Source organism: Nitrospira sp. Vd2 (genome assembly GCF_979581665.1).
The window spans coordinates 251449-273593 of the sequence record NZ_CEFZSK010000011.1; the positions used below are offsets into that span (position 1 = coordinate 251449).

Below are 22145 nucleotides of genomic sequence, written 5' to 3' on the forward strand. Positions count from 1 at the left end.
TGGAAGAAAGCGGCAGGAACTCGATGATACCTATCGGCCGTAGTCGTGTCAACGGCTCCGCGACTGTCATTTCAGGCGCGCAAGGATGAAGCGACGCATCGTTTCCGGCGGACTGCCGTTTGGCAAGCAGAACATCCCTGGCGCCACGCTTTCGGTCTTGGCCTCCGGCGCCTGCTGCACGAACGCACAGAGTTCGGTCATATCGACCGTGCCGTCATGATCGCGGTCCGCCTGTCCTTTCAGGCCCCTGAACACCATTGCTGCAAATCGACTCTGACTCTCCGCTGAACTCGTCGAGTCAGCGGCGTCTACGCCGATCAACTCCACCAGCGGTACGGTCGCGGCCTTACCTACTGTGGGCCTCCACTGCGGCTCTTTGGCAGCGAGGTTCGCTGGGTCGGACAGGAGCGAGACGTCCAACATCAGCACAATGCGCTGTGCCGTCACGCGCGTCAAGGCATCATGCAGGCGCCGCAGGGAGAGCAGGCGCTGCGGCGTCGTGAGGTCCGCCTCATACGGCACAAGCACGACTGCGCCCGAGGGTTGCACCACCGCGTGTGCCGAAACAAAGATCAGCAGCTCGCTGTCCGGTGTGGTCTCATGCGGCAGCCACTCCTCGAACGCTTCAATGAGATCGTCCTTCAAGGCATGCTCGTTCACCAACACGCGGGTTCGCTCCGCCGGCACGCCGCCGAGTTTTTGAAAGTATGCGGCCATGCGCTCCGCGTTGCGAGCCGCCGACGGGCGAGCCGGGACAGTGTCCTTGCGATAGGTCTCGATGCCGACCGCGAGCGCGATTCGCCGCGCGTTCGTCATCGTCGGGAGGTCCGGCAGGCCGTCGGTATCCGCGGACGCCGGCTCGGCTCGCGCCGGCGGATGCCACTCCACCTGAAATTTTTTCTGGTCGGCCGCGGTCGCATTCGCCGCCGCGACCGTCAGGACAATTTCCGCTTGCTGGATGAGATCGGTCGACGGAATCACGCCGGTGAGCTCGACCCGCTTTGTTTCGTTTGGCTTTAATTCCCCGATCGTCACCATGGTGGCAAGATGTTGGACGAGCTCCGGCGTACCCGAGACCTGCAAGATCACGTCTTTCGCTGGAGCGGATCCAACGTTCGATACTTCGGCCGCCAGCACGACTTTCTCCCCGCTCTCGAACCGGTCGTTTTGCTGATCTTCACGAAGCATCACCCGGAACGTCAGGACGGCGCCACCCGGTGCCGTAAGCGGCGCCGCGGACGCGGTCGGTGGCATGCTATTGCCGACGGCGGCGGCCGTTGTGGCCGAGCCCCGACGGGCGACCGCGGCGTTTGCCGCATCCCGTAGCTTCAACGACGTGCCCAATTGTTTTATGAATCCCTGGCCCAGGATCGTGACCGCCTCATCGGCAATCTGCTGGAGACCGGTGACGCCGCATTCGCGCGCCTCTGTCTCGACGGTCCCTCGTGCTTCCGTACGCAAACTCTTGGTGTACAAGATCGTCCCCGTCGTGTCGGTATACGTCACGGTTCCGCCGACTGTCACCTTCGCGGGATAAGACTTCGTGGCCTTGCGGTGGATAAAGAGATCCACTTCCTGAAGGCCCAGCGCGATGTCGAGCACACCGTCGACCGGCTTTGCGAATCCCGGCGTCACAACCTCGACCCGCTCGAACACCATCGCCATGTCGCGCTTCATCACCGTCAGAAATCGATCGCCGATCGGCACCGCCTGCCCTTGCCCGCAGGCGTCGGTATACGAGACGGCCGCACCCGTCGCGGACGGATCGAACCGTAAGGCGACGACCAACGGCAGCCAATATCCTTCAGGGTTACTCGAGCGAGTGAACATCTTCGACACGCTTTGACAACCGGGCAGCCCCACGACGATCAGGCTGAGACTGAGCAGAGCCAGGCGGTTGATCTGAACCAGGGAGAGCAATCGTCGAGCGGGACCACGGAGAGGCGTCACCCGGCTGGTATACCGGAAAGCCCGAGTGAAGGCAACGCTCGCCCGCATTATCGATGAACAGTTCTGCTGCAATCGCCGATCCGCTGCTGCGACAGGCGTGCTCGCCACTCGGTCAGTCAACATACTGCGGTGAGTATGCCTCCTTCCCTCGCGGCTGCGCTTGCCCGTCTCGCGCGCGGCTCTGTCTTCACACCCGCCCGCCCCAGGCGTTTATCTCACCCACCCAACCCCAAGCCGCCAAGACGGCTCTTTCCGTTGGACGCGCCCCGTCCCGAAGTTCGCGACGAACCCTCACGAATAACCTCACGAATAATGCGGGCTAGCGGCCGTGCGCGTTGACACATCTTGCGCCTCTTCAGTAAGGTTCGCGCATGTTTTCTTCCATCCGCTCCTCCGCCCCGGGGCCCGAGGCGCAGGTGCTTCCGTCCGGGACGCCGCCGTGGCAGACCTGGCTGGACCTGATCCGCCTCTCCAATCAATCCGGCACACTGTTGCTCATGCTGCCCACCTGGTGGGCCTTGGTGGTCGCCTCGCACGGCCGACCCCCGGTCTCCTTGCTCGCCATTTTCGCAGCCGGGTCATTCGTGATGCGGAGCGCCGGCGTGGCGATGAACGATCTCGCCGACCGCGCAATTGATCGGCAGGTGGTACGGACCAAGCAGCGTCCGCTCGCGAGCGGACGTCTCGCCCCACGCCACGCTGTCATGCTGATCCTGCTGCTCCTCATCGTCGCGGCGGCCTTGCTGCTCGCCTTGAACCATACCGTCCTCGTGCTCAGCCCGGTCGCCGTAGTTCTCGCCGCCGCCTATCCTTTTGCCAAACGTGTTCTCGCGCTGCCCCAAGCCATCTTGGGCGTCGCCTTCGGCTGGGGTGTGGTGATGGCATGGGCAGCGGTCACGGAACAGATTGACGTCTCCACCTGGCTCCTGTACGGCGCCGCCATCGCGTGGGCCATCGGCTACGATACCATCTACGCGCTGCAAGACCGCGAAGACGACGCTCGGATCGGCGTGAAGTCGTCGGCCCTCTTGTTCGGTCGTTACACCTGGTTGGGAGTCGGTGCCGCCTTCTTCATGATGATCGCCCTGTTGGCGATTACGGCAGGACGAGCGGAAGCGAATGTTGCAGTATTCGGAGCCCTGGCCGGCATTGCGGGATTCTTAGTCCGGCAAGTGACCGAGCTTCACCGGCCGGTCAGTCGCGAGCGGGCGTTTCGCTTGTTCAAGCAGCACGCCTGGGTAGGCTGGGCCGTGTTGGCTGCGCTGTGGTTGGGATTCGCCTGATCGCATCCAGACGTAGAGAACTACCGGGGATGCCAGGCGGCAAGCGTCCATGGTCGTCGGCTTTCGTCGATCCGTCGGCTCAGTGTGCGGCCGCCTTTTCAATTGGCTTTTCAGCCCGAGGCGCACGAAGCGTCGCCAGGTACATCGTGACCGCTTTGGCGTCGCTATCGTTGAGACCAAGGGTCGGCATCCGGGTTTCGGGCTTCATGGCCTGCGGGTACTTGATCCACCGATACACCCACGTGGGATTCAACCGGAACCCGGCACGGTCGAGCGCCGGTCCGACGACGCCGCCTTCTTCGCCGATCCGGTGGCACGCGTTGCATCCGTACTTGTTCGAGTAGAGCCGTTTACCGGTTTCGGCGAGCTTGACAGCTGCTTCCGGTGGCATCGCAAGGTCCGGGCGTGCGACAGGCGGCAGTTTCGGTCGCGAGCTGAAGGCCGCCGCGACGGCTTTGGCTTTTTCCAATTCCTTCGCCGCTGCACCGAGCGCCTGTTGCTCCTTTTCGGTCGCGGCATCATCGACCTCGGTCCCTTTCTTATCAGCCTCTTCCTGCGCGCGCTTCTCGGCAGCCTCCAGCGCCTGCTTGGCCTGATCGAACGCCTGTTGCGCCGCCTGCAGGTTGTTCTGCACTTCCTTCTTGCGTCCCTCGATATCGTAGGTGAGCTTCATCCCGTGCAGCGTGCGGACATACGCGACAATGGACCAGATTTCTTCTTCCGACAGCGTGTACTTGAACGTCGGCATCGTGGGGACGGCGAACTCATCGTCACCGATCTTGTCACCGATCTCCGGCGTCGTATCCTTCATATCGCGTGAGATGGTCGCAAAGATTTCCTCGTCCTTGAACGTCGACATTTCGTTCTTGTTGGAGAGGTCCTTCGGCCGCGGATCCGGCATCTTGTCCCAGTTGTACCCTTCGTTCTGGCGCCCGTTCTCGCCGTGGCAGTGCATGCAGTAGTGCGCGTACAAATCCTTGCCACGGGACACCATTTCATTTTGGAACAACGCACACCCCGCGGCGCCGACGCCGGCCATGATCCCGACGACCACCCCGACGGTCGCCAGCGTCGACACGCGGCTGCCAGCCATCCTCATTTGCCCCGCCGTCATGTCGAGGACCCTTTCTTCAACTTTCGAATGATGACGAACTGCACGGCGACGGCAATCCCGGCCGCAAGCCCGGCGTACATGTATCCCGAATAATCGGGCGGCGGGTCCGCGCGGAAATACCACCAGGAGGAGACCGCCTTTTGCGAGCCCTTTTCCTTGAGGTCGCCGCTCTCCAATTTTTTTCCGTCCCAAACCGCAAAGGCGATATTCACAAACTCCCCGGGGCGGATTTGCGTGTCGTGTTCGGCATCGCCGGTCGTGAGCGGACGTGAAAAGACGACTTTCCACGTGCCGTTTTGATAGACCCCCTTCGCCTTCACATCCTGGGTGTCCTGGGGTTTCAACGTGCCGAATCCTTGGGCCGTCATATCGACGGCCTTCCCGTCTTTGTTCTTCCAGTACCAAATGTTCACGGGCCCGCCCTGAACCTGGAGCATCGGCTGACCGTGTGCAAAGTGCGCCTTTTTGTCTCCGACCATGAACTCAAGCGCCGCCGCGTCGTCGGGATCTTCGCTCGGATCCTCGTATTCGAGCATGATCGCGACTTGATTGCCGTCATGCAGCCCGCGGACCTTCACGTTCTTGACGGTTACTTCTTGGATCCGGTTGGGCCAATGGACTTGAGGTGACAGCGGGAACTCGGACACCGATGCCTGGCTCCACGTCGCGGCGGTGGGATCATCCGCAGGAATGGAGCCTTTGATCATGCCGGCCCGGACAGCCACACTCTCCTGTGCACTCGCCGACATGGTAGCCATCAGAGTCACCATAACGATTGCCCAGCACATCAGAGTCCGCATGCCGACGTTCCGCCTCTGCCCCATGTTCCGTCCTTTCTCCGCTCGTCGTCGTTCGTACGCCGGTCTCGCTTATTCCCAGGTGCGCGGCTTCTGATGCGCGCCATCGTACTCGCCCATGATAATCTTCCAAATCCACTCATCCGGCAGCTCGACCTCCCACCGGGGCATGGCGGACTTCCACGGCATACCTTCGATCGGCAAGCCGACCCCGCCCTTCTTGATGCGCCAGAAGAGATAGCTCTCCTGGAGCATGGCGATCGTCGTGGGATCCGAGAAGTTGGCCGGCGGCGGGTTGAAACCGCGTGACGCCGGTCCCTTGCCGTCGAAATTCCCGCCATGGCACGGGGAGCAGAACGCCGCATAGAGCCCCTTCCCCGTCATGACGTTCTCCGGCGTATTGGGAACCGGGTTCGAGAGCCCGACGAACTCCCCGGGAGGCGCCGGATGAATCGTCCGGTTCTCCGCGGGCGGCTGATCGCTCGGGGCTGTGCTGTTGTACGTTTGCCAGCCCACGAGGAGCGGGAAGACCACCAAAACCAGCAGGCGCGCGGTTTTCATCGCCCCATCCTGTCCATCGCCGCTCAAGAACCGGAAGATCGGCCCCCAAAAGGCCTCGGTCGACTGCCCGCTCAACGTGGCGAAGATCAGGATCCCGGTAGCCGTCAACGCCAGATACAGAAAGATCAGGCTGGCGGGAAGCGGGGCGGTGAAGAGCGGCAAAATGAATTTGAGAAAGACGTAGATACCGACGAGAAGAATAACCGATCGTAAGAGCACTCCACCTTTCATGGCGCGATCCCTTCGTTCACCTCGTTTCCGTCAATTCAACTCGCTTCCGTGAATTGGAATGAGCGCCGCCGTCTGCGCGGGCTTACCCGATCCCCCGGGCGCCGGTGTCGCATCGGTGGCCTGGGTGATCTCCGATGGACTGACGGTAATCGGCTCCCCGCTCATCTGTTGCAGGAATGCGATCACGGACAGGATCTCGTTCTTCGAGAGCCCGATGGGGTTCTTGTTGATGTACGGCATCCGGGCCGGATATTCCTTGGGCGGTCCCTCATGACGATAGTCCAAATAAATGTAGGCTTGCGGCTGCGTCAGGCTCTCATAAATGAACTCGCGGCTCAGCTTCGCTCCGATCCCTTTCAAATCCGGGCAACGCGCGGATTCGCTGGGCCCGATCGAGTGACAGAGCGCGCATTGGCCCTTGCTGAAGAAAATCTTCTGCCCGATCGCCGCCATGTCGGACGCGGTCTTGATGCTCGTCACGTCGAACTTCTCCTCCGCCGGAGGCAGCGAGGCCATTTGCGGCACGCTCAACGCGGTAATCGAAAAGAGGCCCAAGACGATGATGACGAAGCCGATGACCCGAACGAAGCGCGCGTTGATGAACAGCAGAATCGCAATACCCAGCCCGACCACCGAGATCCCGATCAACTGCAACAGTGCGACTTCACTCATATCCGATCCTTCTCTTCTCTACTCTAACCAGCAAGGCGCGTTCTTAGGTGGCCGGCGGGGTGGCCCTCTAACTGCGCGCGTTCGCCGAGCACAGTCTCACCGTGCGCGGTGCGCGAGCACGGAGGGCTACCTCGCCGGCCGCCTATCCGATACGCGCTTTATCCCTTCTCGTCCAGCGCCTGCGACCCGCCCGCCATGGCCGGGATTGCGCCCGCTGGCACCTTCGCTTTCGCCGTCGCTTCCTGCGTGGCTTTCGCCTTGTCGCCCATCGTCGCGACCCAGAAGATGAAGGCGACCAGCATGCAGAACAGGAACGTGTTCAGCGACATGAAGGCAGCCGCATAGCCCAGCGCCGGGGAGTAGGCATAGGGCGATGAATCTCGCATCACACCGTAAATATGCCAATGCACCCGGGACGACGACCGCGCGTACCCCATAAGCGTCATCAGGAGAATGACCATGACGGCATTGAGCACCAGCGCGTAGCCGGCTCGCGGCGGCATGCGGCCCCAGACCATCTCGGTCGTCGTCCGGGCGCTGCGCAGCAGCAGAGCCGTCAACGGCGTGATCGTCAACATGACGAACAAGACGATCAGCACTTGCGACGTCGAGAAGTAGTTGATGCGCACGATGGCGGGGACGAAGTAGCCCCAGACACCGAGCACGATCACCGCGATCCCGGCGAGCACGAGCACGGCGCCCATGACGGCCTTGGCGACCTTGGCCCACGTGGCCGTCTCCTGCTTGCCGGCGCGCCAATACATAATGAAGCTCATGAACGTGACGAGGATCATGAGATTGGCGACCGTCATCTTCGCCGACATGACGCCGAAGACGCCGAGCAGCGGATGGTGCGTGCCGCCCATCTTCCGCGCTTCCTCCAAGCTCGCAACGAGCGAGTGCGGCGTCATCCAGACGCCGAGACACAGCAGGAGAATCACCAGCATGGTCATGATCGGCTTTCGATAGCTGACCTCCGAGCCTGGGATTCGGTGCGTGATGCCGAGCCAGAAGTAGTAGTTGGAGCCGAGGAAGAGCACGCCGATGAGCATCGCTTGAAGGATGAAGAGCCAGGAGAGAAATCCACCCATGAGCGTAATTCCCATCTGCTGGTTGTACTGGTAGATTTCCCGCATCAACCAGTAGCCCGCAAAGGGAAGAGGCAACAACCCGAATACGCCGATGAAGTTGCCGACGTACCCCATCCAATCGTAGTGGTCCCGCTCCTCTGACGTCTTCGCCGACAGGTACCGGATGCCGGCGTAGGCGCCGCACATGTACCCGCCGAGCACGACGTTCGCGATCAGCCGGTGGATGTTCACAGGCCACCACGTCGGGTTCCAAGTCGCCGCCCAGGCGCGAGCGAAGTCCGACCCTTCGCTGATCACCACGGGACTGGCTTGGAACGTCGCCCATGAGTTCGGCACGATCATAATGAAAAACGCAAAGACGTTCAGGAGGAACCCTAGGAAGAGGTGCAGCGTCTTCTTGCCTCCGTCCTGCATGGCGTCCCACCCGTACCAGTAGAGGTACAGGGTTGCCGTCTCAAGAAGGAACAGGATGCAATAGACAATGAAGGAGGGGAAGAAAATATCGGTCAGATACGCCATGAGTTTCGGATAGAAGCCGATCAGCAGAAACAGCAGGATGCCGCCAAACAGCGCCGTCGTCGCGTAGGATGAGGTGAGCAGCTTCGTGAACTCCTTCGCCAGCTTGTCGTACCGCTTTTCACCCGTCTTCCACCCGACAATCTCGCAGAGCCACGCGAAAATCGGCACGCCGAGCACGAACCCGGCCAGCAACAGATGAAGCTGCGCGATGACCCAAATGACATTGCGACTCCCAACGCCCGGAATATCTCGGTACGCGACGGCGGCTTGTGCCGGCGCATCTTGAGCAAGACCGACAGCCGGAAGAGCGAGCGCAATCAGGACCCCCGCAAGTCCTGCCGCATAGAGACGTCTTCTGTGGGTCGTATGACCAATGCCTGGGTGAGATGCAGAGTGATTGATCATGGGACTTCTCCTCCCTCTGCTCAAAGAGCACGAGGGATCGGCCTAGTGTTTACTTGTCTCCGCCGTAACGGGACGCGCGGCCGGCTTGTCAGCCGCAACGTGCGTCTTCTCATGCTTACCGGCATCGACAGCCGGCTTCGACGACTCCTTGCCGGGACTCTCTTTTGATGACGGCTTGCCCTTGTCGTCCTTCTTTTCCGTCTTCTCGGTGGCGGCCTTTTCCTCGAGCGCCTGCACCGTCGCTTCCGCTTGAGCGATCACCTTTTCCGATTTCGACAGCGCTTCGGTCGGTTTGAACAGCGGTGTGGCCTTCACCGTTTCTTTTCGGTACGACTCATGAGGGTGCGGGGTCGTCGCCGGCATGAACGCCCACAGCAGCACGACGAGCACGACGCCGGTGCCTGTAAAAGCGCTGAGCATGAGCGGTTGGTCTCCCGGCACCCGCATCAAGTCCCATTGCCGGACGACAGCGGGCAGCGGGCCGTCGGCCGGAGCCGCCATGGCAGCCTGCCGCTTGACGATCTTGCCGACGAGGAACAGCCATCCCACGATCAGGACGATGAGCACGATCGTCGAGGGCGCTCCCCAGAGCGTGAGTTCGATGCTGATCCGTTCGGCCACCGGAAATTCTTTCAAAAACTCCATGAACCATGCGGCGATGGCCTTGGTCATCTCGATGGTGTTCGACTCGATCACATACGCAATCGGCAGATAGACGGCGCTGATGGCTGCCACCTGCCACCAAATGGTCAACCCGAGCCCGTCGGGGGCTTTCAATCGTAATCGTTCAAGGAAGACGGTCCGGGCACAGAGGTTCATCGCCCAGATGTCGATCGGAATGGACAGGACCAGGAGCGCGCCGAGGCCGGGCATCTCCCAGGGGTGCAGGCCCATGGCCAGCAGCAAGAGACTGATCACGAGCTTGAGTGGAAAGCCGGTCCAAAACGCCGACCAGGTAACGAGCAAGCCAAGCTTGACGGCGGAGATACTCATGGCCGCTCCGACAGGATGTTGAAAAAGGCCGCCAGCGGCGTTCTCGCATCACTCGCAAGCTCAACGTACCAACACGGGAAAGAGCCCGTCTTGGCGGGCTGGGGGTGGGCGGGTGAAAATGAGTACGCCTCGCCTCCTCGTTCGCTGCGGCCTTGCTGAACAGCCTTGTTGAACATCCTGTTAATCGAGAAATGAACGATTGATGATCGCAGAAACGGTAAACACGAGAATTGAGAGCATGACGACGATCCAGCCGATCAGCGCAATCGGCCGCTTGAAGATATTCCGCTCCGGACTCCGGTCGATGAACGGGAGCGCCGCAAGTAGCAACATGAACGCGCCCGGGAGCGCGACCGCGCCCAAGAACTGACCGAACTCACCGGCAAAAATCTTCAGCCGCAGCAACTGGAAGAGAAAGAGAAAGTACCATTCGGGTTCGGGGTGATATTCGCCGGGATCGGGCGTGGCCTCTTCGAGCAGCACCACGGGCTCAATGAACGCCAGACTGCAAATCGTCAGGAAGACGACACCCATCGCGACGATGTCCTTCCAGACCTGGCGCGGGAAGAAGTAATCGGTCTTCGCCTTCAACTCCTCCGGCGTCCCTCGGAACGGTCCGGCCGGTCCCGCCTTGCGGAACAAGAACAGATGGAGGCCGGCAAGACCCATCAACGCCGCGGGAAGGATCATCACGTGAATGACGAAGAACCGGCTCAGCGTCATCTGCCCGGGTGTCGGGCCGCCCTTCAAGAAGCGCGCGAGAAAATCGCCGACGATCGGCGTCTTGTCCATGATCTCCACGCCGACGGTGGTCGCCCAGAAGGCTCGCTGATCCCACGGAAGCAGATAGCCCGTAAACCCGAAGCCCATGACGATGCCGAAGAGCGCGAGCCCGACGAGCCAAATCATCTCCCGGGGCTTCTTGTACGCGCCCCAGAGAAAGACCTGCGACATGTGCGCGAACACCATCACGACCATCGCGGAGGAGCCCCAAAAGTGGTAGCTCAGCAGGAACCAGCCGTAGTCCACCTCATGAATGATGTACTGCGTGCTGGCATACGCGTGGTCCGCGGTCGGCACATAGTAGAACATGAGCAGGATGCCGGTGACCGCCTGCATGATGAAGACGAACAGCAGCACGGAGCCGAAGACATACGCCCAACGCGAGCCGCCGGGCACCGGCTCGTTGAGCATCTTGGCCTGAATCGTCTTCAGACCGACACGCTCATCGATAAACTCGACGACTTTTTCCAACGGACTGGGCTGGGTCTGAATCGAGGGACCTGCTTCCATTCCCACACCTCGCGGCAGCGCAGTCGGCACGCGCCTGCCGGTTGATCGAAATCCTTACACGATACGGATCTGCGCCTTGGTTCCCGCCTTGAATTCCATGTCGATGATTTGAACTTCTCCGTTCGCCGCGACCCGAATCGGAAGCGGATCGAGCGGACGCGGGGCCGGGCCGTCGAGGACTTTTCCTGAGGCATCGTAGATGCTCAAATGGCACGGGCACAAGAACACCTGGCCCAACACTTTGTGTGAACGCCATTTGTAACCGCAGCCGAGATGCGGGCATTTTCCGGAAAAGGCCACATACGGCACATCCTTCTTATTCGTCCAAATGACCTTGCCCTTGGAGTCATGGAACTCCATATCCTTGCCCTTGTACACGGCATCCAAGACTTTCGGTGAGGCGCGGAGGATCCACACGTTCTTGTCGATCTCCGCCTCCGGCATGAACGCTTCCTTGACCTTCTTCTTGTACTTGAATTGAACGCCCACATCGTCCGTCTTGATCTTGTTCACGCTGCCGATCTTGAGCCACGAATTGTCGAACGGCGCGTACATCGGCTTCATCAGATATCGAAGAACGGGGAAGATGAGGGGGAGTGAGATGAGGATCCCGATGGCATGGGTGAAGTTGGTAAAGAAGGTCCGGCGCTTGACGTTTTTTTCGAGGTCCGGCAGCGGGACCAGCACCTCGCCGCACTGCACATGCAGTCGATCTTCCAGGTGCGCGATTTCGACCTCGTGCGTCGTCACGAAGTCATCGCGCTTCAACGGAGGAAACTGATCCAAATCCGTGGCCGCTTTGAGCTGGATGAGATCGTCGGAGACGACCTGGACCTGCGACATGGGAATCTGGCGCTCGCCAGCTCCATTCCTGCCGACGACGATATGGCTGATGTCGTGGGACAGCGGATCGACGATAACACTCGTCACCTCGCCGACTTCCCGCTCGCCCGACCGTACTTTGGATTTCAGTTTGGGCTGCATGGATGTGCTCTGCCGCGGCTTCCGCTATTTCTTCTTGACGGGTTTCGGCGTGTTGACGGATGGGTTCTTGAGCGTCGCGAGGAACGCCACTAGCGCATCGACGTCCTTATCCTCCATTAGCTCACGGTACTTGTTGGGCATCTTGCCCTTCTCGTACTCCTGCTCGAAGCCTTCGGCCATAAAGCTCTTGGGATCGAGGATCTTGGCACGAATCTCCTCGGGCTTCATCAGGCTGCCGATGTTGTCCAACTCCGGACCGCGCTTCTTCCCACCCTCGCCGAACAGCTTGTGGCAGTTGTAGCATTCCTGGAGGTTCCACTGCTCCTTGCCGAGCGCGATGATATCGCCACTCGCCGCCGCAGGCGCCGACGGCTTTTCCCCGTTGGCGGCGACCGGCGCGCCCCCGACGTCGCCGCCGACCGCTTGCAGCCGCGCCATCAGGGCATCGGCTTTCTCCGAGAGCGCCTTGGCACGAGCGAGCAGTTCCTCGGCCTTGCCCTGCTCCGTGGCCGCGCGCTTCGCCTTCAGCAACTTTTCGATCTTGCCCTTCTCATCTTCGGGGTCGAACTGCGGCAGGAACGAGGCGCCACCGATATAGACGGTCGAGACGATGACGTAGAAGACGATCAACGCCACGATCGCCTTGACGCCGGCCATCGGCCGGAGTGACGGCGCATCGAGCAACATGAAGACGAACGCGCCCAGCATCGCGTAGGCGAAGAACATCCCTTGGAAGACGGGGGGAAACGCAAGCAGCTTCGCCGCGACGACAAGAATGATCCCGATGACAACACCCGCGACACCTTTTTTAATGATGTTCTTCATGCCGCGCCTCGATTATGCATCCATGATTACGTCGATTACTTCGCGCCGGCGGGAACCGCCTTGCCCTCCGGAACCACGACCTTCGATTCCGCCACCCGGAGTGTAATAATGATCGCAAAACTCACCACGAGATAAAAGGCCAACGTGATACCCGTCACCCACCATGCGGAATACGACAAGGTGGGGGTAAAAGACTCGGCCGTGAAGTCGGGATACAGATTGTATGTATGGAAATACTTGCGCAGCAGGGACCGAATCGCACCCATCAACCCCATCGTCCAAATCATGCTGAAGGCCAGGAAGACCAGGACGAACTGCGACGCGAAATCAATCTTGCCCCAGACGATCGTACCTTGCCGGATCGCTCGGTTGTACAGGATGTAATTGACGACGGTGACGAACACGAGCGTGAACGCCGCCGAGTTCTTCGCCGGCATCAGCGCGAGAAATCCCCAATCCGAGGGCAACTCCAAATGTTCGGTCGCGAGCGCTTGCGTCGCGACGAATCCGTGGGGCGTCATCCAGATGGCATTCCCGATCACGACCATCAAGAAGCCCACCTTCACGACCGTCCTCGACGAGACGGTGATCGGAATGAACCGTCCCAGAATCACCGGCAGCAGGACCAACGGCAAGAGCACCATCAGTGATTGCGGGTCCGGCGCGGGGAAAATCGTCCACGCGTAGGTCATCACGAAGGGGAGTGCAATCATGACGATCACGGTCAACACGGACATCCGCACCCGCTCGACCCCTTCGATCCGCTTCATGCTCAGCCAGATGTAGTAATTGCTGGCGAGGAAGATGAGGCCCACCATGGCGCCTTGCATCTCGAAGAACATCGAGAGCTGGTCGGCCATCATGTACGGACAAATCGAGGCGTCGTAGTCGCACAGTTCATAGGCATAGAGATACCCCATGAACGGCAGGAACAAGAGCGCGCCGACCCCAATCAGGTTTCCCACGAACCCCATCCAGTCGTAGTAGGCGCGGTCGTCTTCCTTTTTCGCCCCCATGTACATGTATGCCGCGATCAAGCCGGCGATAAAGCCGCCGAACGTCACATTGCCGACGAGTCGGTGCAGGTTCATCGGAATCCAGCTGTAGTTGTAGATCTTGTCCCACAGCGACGCCGTCTGCACGAAATCGACGAGGGAGATGCCTTCGGCCGCCTTGGCTGGCGTATTCATGAAGGAAGTGGGACCGTCGATGATGAACAGCGTGACCGTACCGATGATGTTCAGCAACACACCCAGGGCGATGTGGCGGCCCTTCTTCTCGCCCTTCAACGCATCCCAACTGTAGAAATACAAATAGAGGACGATGGTTTCGCCGATGAACAATAGCGGATAGATGACCGCGAAGATCAGGAAGAAATGATTGATCAACCAGGTCGTGAACTGAGGATAGGTCGCCAGGAGGACAAAGATGAAGAGGCCGCCCGTGAGCGCGGTCATACTATAGAGGATGACCGTGACTTTCGTGACCTCCTTCGCAAGCCGGTCATATCGCGGATCCTGCTTGCGATAGCCGAGCCATTCGGAAATCACGACGAAGATCGGCGCGCCCAGGATAAAGCCGGCAAACAAAATATGGAGCTGCGCGACCACCCACACACCGGTGCGATTCCCGGTGTAAGGGAATTCACCGACGGGGGCGTTCGGGATCTGGGCATACGCCGAAGTCCCGAACGCCGCCAGAAGACCAACCAGAAGAAGGAGACCTATACTCCGTTGGTTCTTCATGTCCTGCCGTCTCCCAAAGAAATATGCTTACTTCCCTTCTCCACCCGCCGGGGCAGGAGCGGACGCAGGCGCGGAGGACACACCGGTCGTGCCACCGGCGCCGGCCGCCGCCGGTGCAGCGGTGCCGATCGCGACCCAATCCTTCTTCGCCGGATCCCATTCCTTGCCCTTCAGACCGAAGTTCCGCTCGAACAAGACGAGCTTCCAGCGATCTTCCTCCGACAGCTTGCTCTTCCACGCTTTCATTTTGGTGTTCGGCACACCCTCAGAAATGCGCCAGAACCACACCGAATCCGAGTACAGATGCATGCGCTCGCCGTTGCGGAAGTCGCGTGCACCGGCCTTGACCGGCTTGCCGTCCTTTCCATGGCAGCTTGCGCAGTTCACATCGGGGTTCTTGGCCCCAATGAAGATCTGCCGCCCCTCTTCAGCCATGGCCTCGTTCCCCCACCAGCCGGCCGGCATGTGCTTGTCGGCATATTCCGCGGGCGGCGGTGGCGGCGCCACGATCGGGCCTTCGCCCCCCTCGCCGCCGCAGCCGGTGAGCATCAATACGGCGCCCGTCAATCCCGACCATACCAATGTCTGCACCCACACTCTCTGCTTCATGTGAGACTGTCCGCTCCTTTCTCTGCCCCTTAGCACAGGGCCGCCATCCGGTCTCAACAAAAAGACGCTTTCGCTCAGGCCAGGCCTGGAGCAAAAGCGCCACCTGCCGTGCTCAAAGACTCGTAGCTTGCTACTATAAGAATCGTACGGCGAGCCGGAGCCGCAACTGTCACGACCGCGACTTTCGCTGTCCCTTTCCCCGCTTTTCCGGTCGCCGCCGCTGCCTCATCAACTTAGTCCCGACCATTCCCGCGACTGCCGCCACTCCGAGGCCCAAGCCGTAATACACAAGACGCGACGAGCTATGGTGCCCCTCGCAGCCTGCGCCGAAATTCACCGTCGCCTTTCGTTCGGTCTTGACATCCTTTGGATCAAAGGCCGCCGCGATCTGCTGCTCCCGATCTCCCGCAGTGACGAGAATCGGATCGCCCTGATTCTCATTATGGAGGTGAAGGGTAACCGAGTAATACCCGTCGGTATCGGTGTAGACGGTCTTGCCCGTCGAAATCCTGGTGTCTTTCACCATAACCTCGACGTTCGAAGATGCTCGCCCATCTCCACCGCAGACATAACCTTCAACGGTGTACCGGTGATCAGCCTCATGCTCGGCGTGTGCAGGCATGGCGACACACACGAGGACTAGACTGCCAACACCAACCGGCCAGTGCCAGGCTCGACGGAACTTCACTCCACCCTTCTCTACCCCCGACCGAGCATTGATTCGCTACGGCGCCTCAAACGTTTAAATCACGGGGTTTTTAGGGCGCATCCTTCTAGCACAGCTGCCCTTCTTTGTCAACAATACGGCGGGCAAAACGCCTGGCGTTCCACGGCAAATGAGGCGTGATTCACCCTAGTGTGAAGACCGAGGCGAGACGGATCGGAGAAATTCCATTCGCCAAACGCGTAAGCGTCGCTAGAGATGGCCGCGCGCCCGGGCCTCCGAAGCCGCCTGTTCTGCCTCGGCACGGCGCTGCGCCTCTTTCTTGGCGACCCACGCTTCCCAGGATTTGCCCGAGGCGGTGTCTTTGCCGGTAAACGCGATCGCCGCGATCTCTCGATACCGAATCGCCTGCATGGCGCCGTCCACCTTCGGATAGATCTCAAGGAACGGCTCGGGCCCGGCGGCCTCGCGATTGCAGACATATCCCTCCACGGCCACGCCTGATTTCAGCTCCAAGGTCACGTCGCCTCGATAGTCGAAGGCCTGCTCCACGGCGTCATGGAGTTCTTCGGGCGTGGCCGGACGGAAGATGCGACCTTCGAGGGAATCGGCGTCCGAGGGGACCGGCGATGGCGTCATCGCGGAATGTGAACCGGCAGGGCTAGTGCGCGTTCGGCATCAAGGTCAACTTCACCGTGTGCATGAATCCGGACCACGACCCGAATGTATCGGACACGGCAGACGCCTCATAACCGCAGTGGACCATGCAGTCGGCACACTTTTCGTTCCGGTCGGCGCCGTAGAGATGCCATTTGGTGCTCTCGATCAGCTCCCGGAAGGTTTTCACGTACCCTTCCTGTAGCAGATAGCACGGCTTCTGCCAGCCGAAAATATTATATGTTGGATTGCCCCACGGCGTGCACTGGTACTCCCGGTTTCCCATCAGGAAGTCTAAGAAGAGTGGAGATTGATTGAACCGCCACCCCCGCTTCCGATCGGTAAGCAGGTGCCGAAAGAGCTCTTTGGTTTTTTCGCGCTTGAGAAAGTTCTTTTGATCGGGCGCCTTTTGATAACTGTAACCTGGAGAGATCATCATGCCTTCCACGCCCAGTTCCATCATCTCATCAAAAAAGGCGCGTACCCGTGCCGGATCGGCATCATCGAACAGGGTCGTGTTGGTCGTGACGCGAAAGCCTCGCGCCAGTGCGGCACGAATCGCCTTGACCGCAATGTCGTACACGCCGTCGCGACAGACGGCATGGTCGTGATCCTCGCGCAACCCGTCCATATGGATGCTGAAGGTCAAATATTTGGACGGCGTATAGTCGTCGAGTTTGCGCTCGAGGAGAATCGCATTGGTGCAGAGATAGACGTATTTCTTCCGCTCGACCAGCCCGCGGATGATCTCCGGCATCTCGGGATGGATGAGGGGCTCTCCGCCGGGGATGCTGACCATCGGCGCGCCACATTCATCAACCGCGGCAAAGCACTGTTCGGGAGTGAGTCGCTTGTCGAGGATATGATCGGGGTACTGAATCTTCCCGCAGCCCGCGCACGCGAGATTGCACCGGAACAGCGGTTCGAGCATGAGCACGAGGGGATAGCGCTCGGTCTTCTTCAGCTTGTGCGTCAGCACGTACTTGGCGACTGTGTACATCTGCGATACTGGGACACCCATGCCTACTCCTTCTGCGGCCTACGCAGCGACTTGTGCGCCACGCTACTACAAAGCCCTCAATTTTTCAAGTAAAGTATCGCGCAGTTACTCGATTGCGAACGCCATGACCACTCGCTCGCCTGTCGTCTGGGTCACCGGTGCCGGCGGACTCATTGGCCACCACGTGGTACGAACCGCGCGTCGATGGGCCCCACACATGAAAGTATACGGGACGACGCGCGATCAGGTCGACCTCCTCGATCCTCACGCCGTGCGGGACGCGATGCAACGGTTGCGGCCCTCTGCCGTCATCCATTGTGCCGCTATCACGAAGACCGACCTTTGCGAACGCGATCCGGGACTCGCCAAAAGCGTGAACGTCGAGGCAACGGCTCGCCTCGCGGACCTCGCCGAGCGAATTCCCTTCTTGTTTTTCTCAACCGATCTGGTCTTCGATGGGAACGCCGGCTGGTATGATGAAACCGCCTCCCCTCATCCCCTCAATGTGTACGGCCGGACCAAGGCCGAAGCCGAGCGGATCGTGCTCGCCAATCCTCGCCACACCGTGATCCGGACCTCCCTCACAGCGGGGGTCTCTCCTACCGGAGATCGCGCGTTCAACGAACAGATGCGGCGGGTGTGGCAGGAGGGACGGCCTCTGCGCCTGTTTACCGATGAATTTCGCTCACCACTCGCGGTCGCACTCACCGCGCGTGCCGTGTGGGAATTGTTGGCGCTCGATGCGCCCGGTCTGTATCATCTCGCCGGTGCCGAGCGGTTGTCCCGGTGGGACATCGGGCAATTGCTCGCACAACGCTGGCCCAAACTGAATCCGACCATCGTTGCCACATCACGCATGGAATATTCGGGACCCGCCCGGCCTGCCGATACGTCATTGAACTGTGCGAAGCTGCAGCGCCGGCTCTCGTTCCCGCTCCTTGCGTTCTCTCAATGGCTCGCAGCGCACGCCGATGAGTTGTAGCGGTTCCTATCGCGACCGCCGGGTGAGCCGAAGAGCGATGCCGATGGGTGGAGTCGATTTTTCTGACCGTTTGACATATCCTGTCCCGGTTCTGGGATGTCCCGTGCCGGTCGTCTCCGGTTGAAGCTTTCATGGCTCCATTCGCAGGCCGTCGGGTTCGCGCGATCCTCGTCGTGATGCTCCTCACGATCGTGGTGCTCGGCGCGGTCTGGGGCGCCGTCGTCGTGAATCTGCGCTCAACAAGTCAAGTAGCCGAGGCGCCTTCACCTCCGGTCGTCACTCCGCAGCCGTCACCGCCGCCAGTCACACCTCCCGAACCGCCGCCCTCGTCGGCGACGCCGCCTGCAACTGACCGATTGACCGCCCCCGCGGAGCCGCCCCCACCGGTCTCGACTGCAGAGGAACCGGAGCCTCACCGCAGTCTCGGTCCGCGGTGTCGTGCGGAATTGGAAAAGCTGTGCGAGGGGATTCAACCGGGAGGGGGCCGACGGAAGAAATGCTTTGAAGAGAACGTATCCAAGCTCTCACCCGCGTGTTCAGCAGCAGGTCGAAGAGCGGGCGATGAAGGTCAAGAGGGCGATGGCTCACTTCAAGGCGGCCTGTGAAGGCGACATCAAGCAGTTTTGCCGGTTCGTGGAAACGGGAAGCGGTCGGATCCTCCAGTGCCTCAAGCAACACTACAAGCAGGTCTCCGATCGGTGCTATCAAGCGTTGGTGGACTTGCTATGAGGAAGATCCGTCCTTCATCGAAAAGTACATTTTGACGCCGGCGACCTCGATGACATCGCCCTCTTTCAAATCCGTCTGCTCCTTGACCGTCGCGTGATTGACCTGGAGCGCCTTGCCTTCCTCGGAAGGACTGATGTAATACCCGTCGCCACGGCGGCCGATCATCGCCGCTACTTTTGGCGCAAACCATCCGCCGAGCTTGACCGCCGCATTGGCTTGTGAGCCGATGATCGTCAGCTTGTTGGTCAATGTGTATTCCTTCCGATCCGTCTTCCCTGACACGACATGCAGCATGCCGACATGCGACTCGCGGTGCGGACCGTCTGCGGTCTTCGGCGATTTGAGGATGACGGTGCGGTCGCCGTTCGCCACCTCCGACCGCTTCCCATGCGACACCTCCGCCGTCTCGTCCCGAAAGACCAGCCGATGCTTGCCGATTACGGCAATATCACCGTCTTTCAATTGCTGACGGTCGATTCTCTTCTCATTGACGAAGGTACCGTTGGTGCTTTGAAGGTCTTCGAGGAAGAACACGGACTGAATCTTGACGAGCCGCGCATGGCGGCTCGACACGCTGCCGTCTTCCAAGACCAGATCGTTATCCGCCTTGCGGCCGATGGTCAGCTCTTGCCCGGTTAACTCGATCTCTTTGACGACCGATTCGTTGTACTTGACCGTGATCCGCGGAACGCGCCCCGTGCCTTGCATCATCTCTGTCCTCCTTCACCCTCCGCGATGGTTCAAGAGCTGGTTTCGCAACCGCTGCCAGAAACTCGGCCGGACCCCCTCATCGAAGGCGACGATGACCACGGTGGTGTTATCCTCTCCTCCGGCCGCGTTCGCCATCCAAATCAAGCGATCGGCCAATGCTTGAGGGTCATCGTCCATCTGCGCGGCCTTGAGGATATCGGACGGCTTGACGCGCCGGGTGAGGCCGTCCGTGCACAGCAAGACGCGGTCGCCGCTTCTGACCGGCACTTCGCCCAGCTCCACATCGACCGCGGCCTCGACGCCCAAGGCTCTCGTGACGATATTGCGCTGCGGCGACTGCTCCGCTTCATCTTCAGTGAGCAATCCTTGACGGACCTGCTCCATGATCAGCGAATGATCGGCTGTCAGCGGTTGTATCTGCCGTTCGCGGATCAGATACAGACGGCTGTCGCCCACATGCGCGAGCGAGACCACCTCTCCGCGGACGAACGCCGCGACCACCGTGCTCCCCATCCCCGAGCAGTTCGGTTGCATCTGGGCTTCCCGGTGGACCGTCTCGTTCGCCACCCGGATGGCGCTCGCCAGTCGATTCGTCTGGGGCAACACCGTACCGTCCTGTCCACCGAGCAGCGGCATGTCGCCGTTCTGCACGCTTTCGAGGACATGCTTGTGAATGGCTTCGACGGCTAACGCACTCGCCACCTCGCCTGCATTTCCTCCCCCCATCCCGTCGCACACGACATACAGGCCCAACAAGGGATCGACGCAAAAGGCGTCCTCGTTGTGGGCCCGCTTCAGCCCGATATCCGATTTCGCGCCGACCCGCATCTCCATCACACCCTCAGACCGCTACACCGTTGAGACAGTCGCGCAAGTCGTGGGCAAAATCGCGCGCACGCGCGTAGCGCTGCGAGACGTCCTTCTGAAGCGCGCGATCGATGATCGCTTCGATCAGCGCCGTCAGATCAGGACGCAGCGAACGCAACGAGCGGTGACGCTCATGGGCGATCTTAAACAGCAACGAGGCCATATTGTCGGCCTCGAAGGGCTTCTCGCTCGTCAATAATTCGAACAGCACGACGCCCAATGAGAACACGTCAGACCGGCCGTCGACCGCTTCCCCCGCAAGCTGTTCGGGCGACATATAGTTCGGCGTGCCCAGAATCACGGTCGTATGGGATTTCGTCGCCGTGTTCAGTCGGGCGACACCGAAGTCCATCACCTTGACCGTGCTGTCGTTTGTCACCATGATGTTTGCCGGTTTGATATCCCGATGCACCACGCCGCGCTCATGCGCATAATCGAGCGCGTCTCCGACCAGCGCGATGATTTCGATCACACGCTTGACCGGCAACAATTGCTCTTTTCGACACCAGGCGCTGAGCGTGGTCCCCTCTAGATATTCCATCGCGATGTAGCCGAGACCCGCCTGCTCGCCGGCATCGTAGACCGTGATGATGTTTGGATGCGCCAGCCGGCCTGTCGATTCGGCTTCCCGAAAAAACCGTTCCTTGATTTCCTTGACGTGCTCGGGATCGTCCAAATCCAATCGCATGGTCTTGATCGCCACCAGTCGCTGGAGCGTTGGGTCCTTTCCCAAATAGACGATCCCCATCGATCCACGACCCAACTCCCGAACGATCTGATAGCGACCAAGGCGCGATGAAACGGCCGGCGCAAGGACCATTGTCTTGTCGCCGAAGCCCTGACTTCCTTTGTTTGATGTCGGCTCCGCTTGCTGCCCTCCGTTCGTCGCCGAGGCCGCGAGCCATTCCTCACTCCACCGCAAAAGAATGCCGACGTTGCCGATCCACACGAGCGTGAACCAACTTGCCACGCCGACGCTTGCCATCACCCAAATCCAGGGATAGACCTGCGCTCCCATGCGCCCAACCAGGGGGATCAGGTACGGAATCATCGCTTTGTGCGCGAGAAACAGAATGAGCAATGCCGCCATTGGCTTGGCAACCTGGCGGAGGAGCCTCAATCCATATTCAGATTCGTCGATCACGATCAGTGAGATTCCATGGGCCAAACGCCAGAGCAAGACGACCGCAACGCCGTGACCTGCAAACCGCACCGCCGTAGCCGCCGTGATCCCGATTCGGCCGAACGACGTGTGCGCGAACAAGGGCAGATGGCTGAGAAAGAGCCCGGCCAAGGGCGCAAGCAGAATCGCGACCAGATATTGCGCCGCCCAGACCCAAGACCGCTCCGTCATCGCCTCACCACGCCACCTGGAAAGTCTAGCTAAAGATCATGGAGTGTCAAAGACTTCGAGCCTCTCGCCCTTTGTCACTCGTCTCCGCCTCCACCACTTTACGCGCGGT

The 22145-nt window shown here is 60.4% G+C and carries 21 protein-coding genes; 3 read left to right on the forward strand and 18 right to left on the reverse strand.

Annotated elements, in window-relative coordinates; genetic code table 11:
- Window positions 1-66: 66 nt before the first annotated feature.
- Window positions 67-1950, reverse strand: a complete 1884-nt coding sequence (locus tag AC1U7K_RS06320; protein ID WP_480250098.1) for a caspase family protein — start codon at window positions 1948-1950, stop codon at window positions 67-69.
- A 371-nt stretch (window positions 1951-2321) separates the two neighbouring features.
- On the opposite strand from AC1U7K_RS06320, the gene ubiA reads away from it, so the two are divergent.
- Window positions 2322-3233, forward strand: a complete 912-nt coding sequence (gene ubiA / locus AC1U7K_RS06325; RefSeq protein WP_480250099.1) for a 4-hydroxybenzoate octaprenyltransferase — start codon at window positions 2322-2324, stop codon at window positions 3231-3233.
- A 79-nt stretch (window positions 3234-3312) separates the two neighbouring features.
- Here ubiA and AC1U7K_RS06330 read toward each other — a convergent pair whose 3' ends face one another.
- From AC1U7K_RS06330 to hpnH, 14 genes are all read right to left on the reverse strand, one after another.
- On the reverse strand, window positions 3313-4332 hold the full coding sequence (locus AC1U7K_RS06330; RefSeq protein WP_480250100.1) for a c-type cytochrome: 1020 nt from the start codon (window positions 4330-4332) through the stop codon (window positions 3313-3315).
- An 11-nt stretch (window positions 4333-4343) separates the two neighbouring features.
- Window positions 4344-5105: an ethylbenzene dehydrogenase-related protein gene (locus tag AC1U7K_RS06335; protein WP_480250102.1), complete on the reverse strand. Its 762-nt coding sequence runs from the start codon at window positions 5103-5105 to the stop codon at window positions 4344-4346.
- A gap of 111 nt (window positions 5106-5216) precedes the next feature.
- A complete protein-coding gene (locus AC1U7K_RS06340; protein ID WP_480250104.1) occupies window positions 5217-5936 on the reverse strand; it encodes a c-type cytochrome in 720 nt (239 codons plus the stop codon).
- Window positions 5937-5966: 30 nt separating this feature from the next.
- Entirely contained in the window at window positions 5967-6608 is a 642-nt protein-coding gene (locus AC1U7K_RS06345) for a c-type cytochrome (RefSeq protein ID WP_480250105.1), read from the reverse strand.
- A gap of 158 nt (window positions 6609-6766) precedes the next feature.
- Complete coding sequence (locus tag AC1U7K_RS06350; RefSeq protein WP_480250106.1) at window positions 6767-8623, reverse strand: cytochrome ubiquinol oxidase subunit I; 1857 nt, start codon at window positions 8621-8623, stop codon at window positions 6767-6769.
- 42 nt (window positions 8624-8665) lie between these two features.
- The gene (locus AC1U7K_RS06355) at window positions 8666-9616 is read right to left on the reverse strand and encodes a hypothetical protein (RefSeq protein WP_480250107.1); all 951 of its coding nucleotides are present in this window, start codon (window positions 9614-9616) and stop codon (window positions 8666-8668) included.
- 180 nt (window positions 9617-9796) lie between these two features.
- The gene (locus AC1U7K_RS06360; RefSeq protein WP_480250109.1) at window positions 9797-10909 is read right to left on the reverse strand and encodes a cytochrome b; all 1113 of its coding nucleotides are present in this window, start codon (window positions 10907-10909) and stop codon (window positions 9797-9799) included.
- Between the two features lie 54 nt (window positions 10910-10963).
- The gene (locus tag AC1U7K_RS06365; protein ID WP_480250110.1) at window positions 10964-11893 is read right to left on the reverse strand and encodes a QcrA and Rieske domain-containing protein; all 930 of its coding nucleotides are present in this window, start codon (window positions 11891-11893) and stop codon (window positions 10964-10966) included.
- 24 nt (window positions 11894-11917) lie between these two features.
- Window positions 11918-12718, reverse strand: coding sequence for a c-type cytochrome (locus AC1U7K_RS06370; RefSeq protein ID WP_480250111.1), 801 nt, complete (start codon window positions 12716-12718; stop codon window positions 11918-11920).
- Window positions 12719-12753: 35 nt separating this feature from the next.
- On the reverse strand, window positions 12754-14463 hold the full coding sequence (locus AC1U7K_RS06375; protein ID WP_480250112.1) for a cytochrome ubiquinol oxidase subunit I: 1710 nt from the start codon (window positions 14461-14463) through the stop codon (window positions 12754-12756).
- A gap of 27 nt (window positions 14464-14490) precedes the next feature.
- On the reverse strand, window positions 14491-15072 hold the full coding sequence (locus AC1U7K_RS06380) for a c-type cytochrome (protein ID WP_480250113.1): 582 nt from the start codon (window positions 15070-15072) through the stop codon (window positions 14491-14493).
- Window positions 15073-15241: 169 nt separating this feature from the next.
- Window positions 15242-15598, reverse strand: coding sequence for a hypothetical protein (locus AC1U7K_RS06385; RefSeq protein ID WP_480250114.1), 357 nt, complete (start codon window positions 15596-15598; stop codon window positions 15242-15244).
- A 390-nt stretch (window positions 15599-15988) separates the two neighbouring features.
- Entirely contained in the window at window positions 15989-16375 is a 387-nt protein-coding gene (locus AC1U7K_RS06390) for a hypothetical protein (protein WP_480250115.1), read from the reverse strand.
- A 22-nt stretch (window positions 16376-16397) separates the two neighbouring features.
- Window positions 16398-17414, reverse strand: coding sequence for an adenosyl-hopene transferase HpnH (gene hpnH / locus AC1U7K_RS06395; protein WP_480250116.1), 1017 nt, complete (start codon window positions 17412-17414; stop codon window positions 16398-16400).
- Between the two features lie 103 nt (window positions 17415-17517).
- Here hpnH and AC1U7K_RS06400 point away from each other — a divergent pair, with 103 nt between their 5' ends.
- Together AC1U7K_RS06400 and AC1U7K_RS06405 are read left to right on the forward strand one after the other, a co-directional pair.
- Complete coding sequence (locus tag AC1U7K_RS06400; RefSeq protein WP_480250117.1) at window positions 17518-18375, forward strand: SDR family oxidoreductase; 858 nt, start codon at window positions 17518-17520, stop codon at window positions 18373-18375.
- 561 nt (window positions 18376-18936) lie between these two features.
- On the forward strand, window positions 18937-19104 hold the full coding sequence (locus AC1U7K_RS06405) for a cysteine rich repeat-containing protein (protein WP_480250118.1): 168 nt from the start codon (window positions 18937-18939) through the stop codon (window positions 19102-19104).
- Here AC1U7K_RS06405 and AC1U7K_RS06410 read toward each other — a convergent pair.
- From AC1U7K_RS06410 to AC1U7K_RS06420, 3 genes are read right to left on the reverse strand one after another with little or no spacing between them, the layout of a single operon-like run.
- Window positions 19099-19815, reverse strand: a complete 717-nt coding sequence (locus AC1U7K_RS06410) for an FHA domain-containing protein (RefSeq protein ID WP_480250119.1) — start codon at window positions 19813-19815, stop codon at window positions 19099-19101. The two genes, AC1U7K_RS06405 and AC1U7K_RS06410, sit on opposite strands and share 6 nt — an antisense overlap.
- A gap of 12 nt (window positions 19816-19827) precedes the next feature.
- The gene (locus AC1U7K_RS06415) at window positions 19828-20649 is read right to left on the reverse strand and encodes a Stp1/IreP family PP2C-type Ser/Thr phosphatase (RefSeq protein ID WP_480250120.1); all 822 of its coding nucleotides are present in this window, start codon (window positions 20647-20649) and stop codon (window positions 19828-19830) included.
- A gap of 7 nt (window positions 20650-20656) precedes the next feature.
- Window positions 20657-22036 (reverse strand): serine/threonine-protein kinase, encoded by a 1380-nt coding sequence (locus AC1U7K_RS06420; RefSeq protein ID WP_480250122.1) that lies wholly within the window; start codon window positions 22034-22036, stop codon window positions 20657-20659.
- Window positions 22037-22145 lie beyond the last annotated feature (109 nt).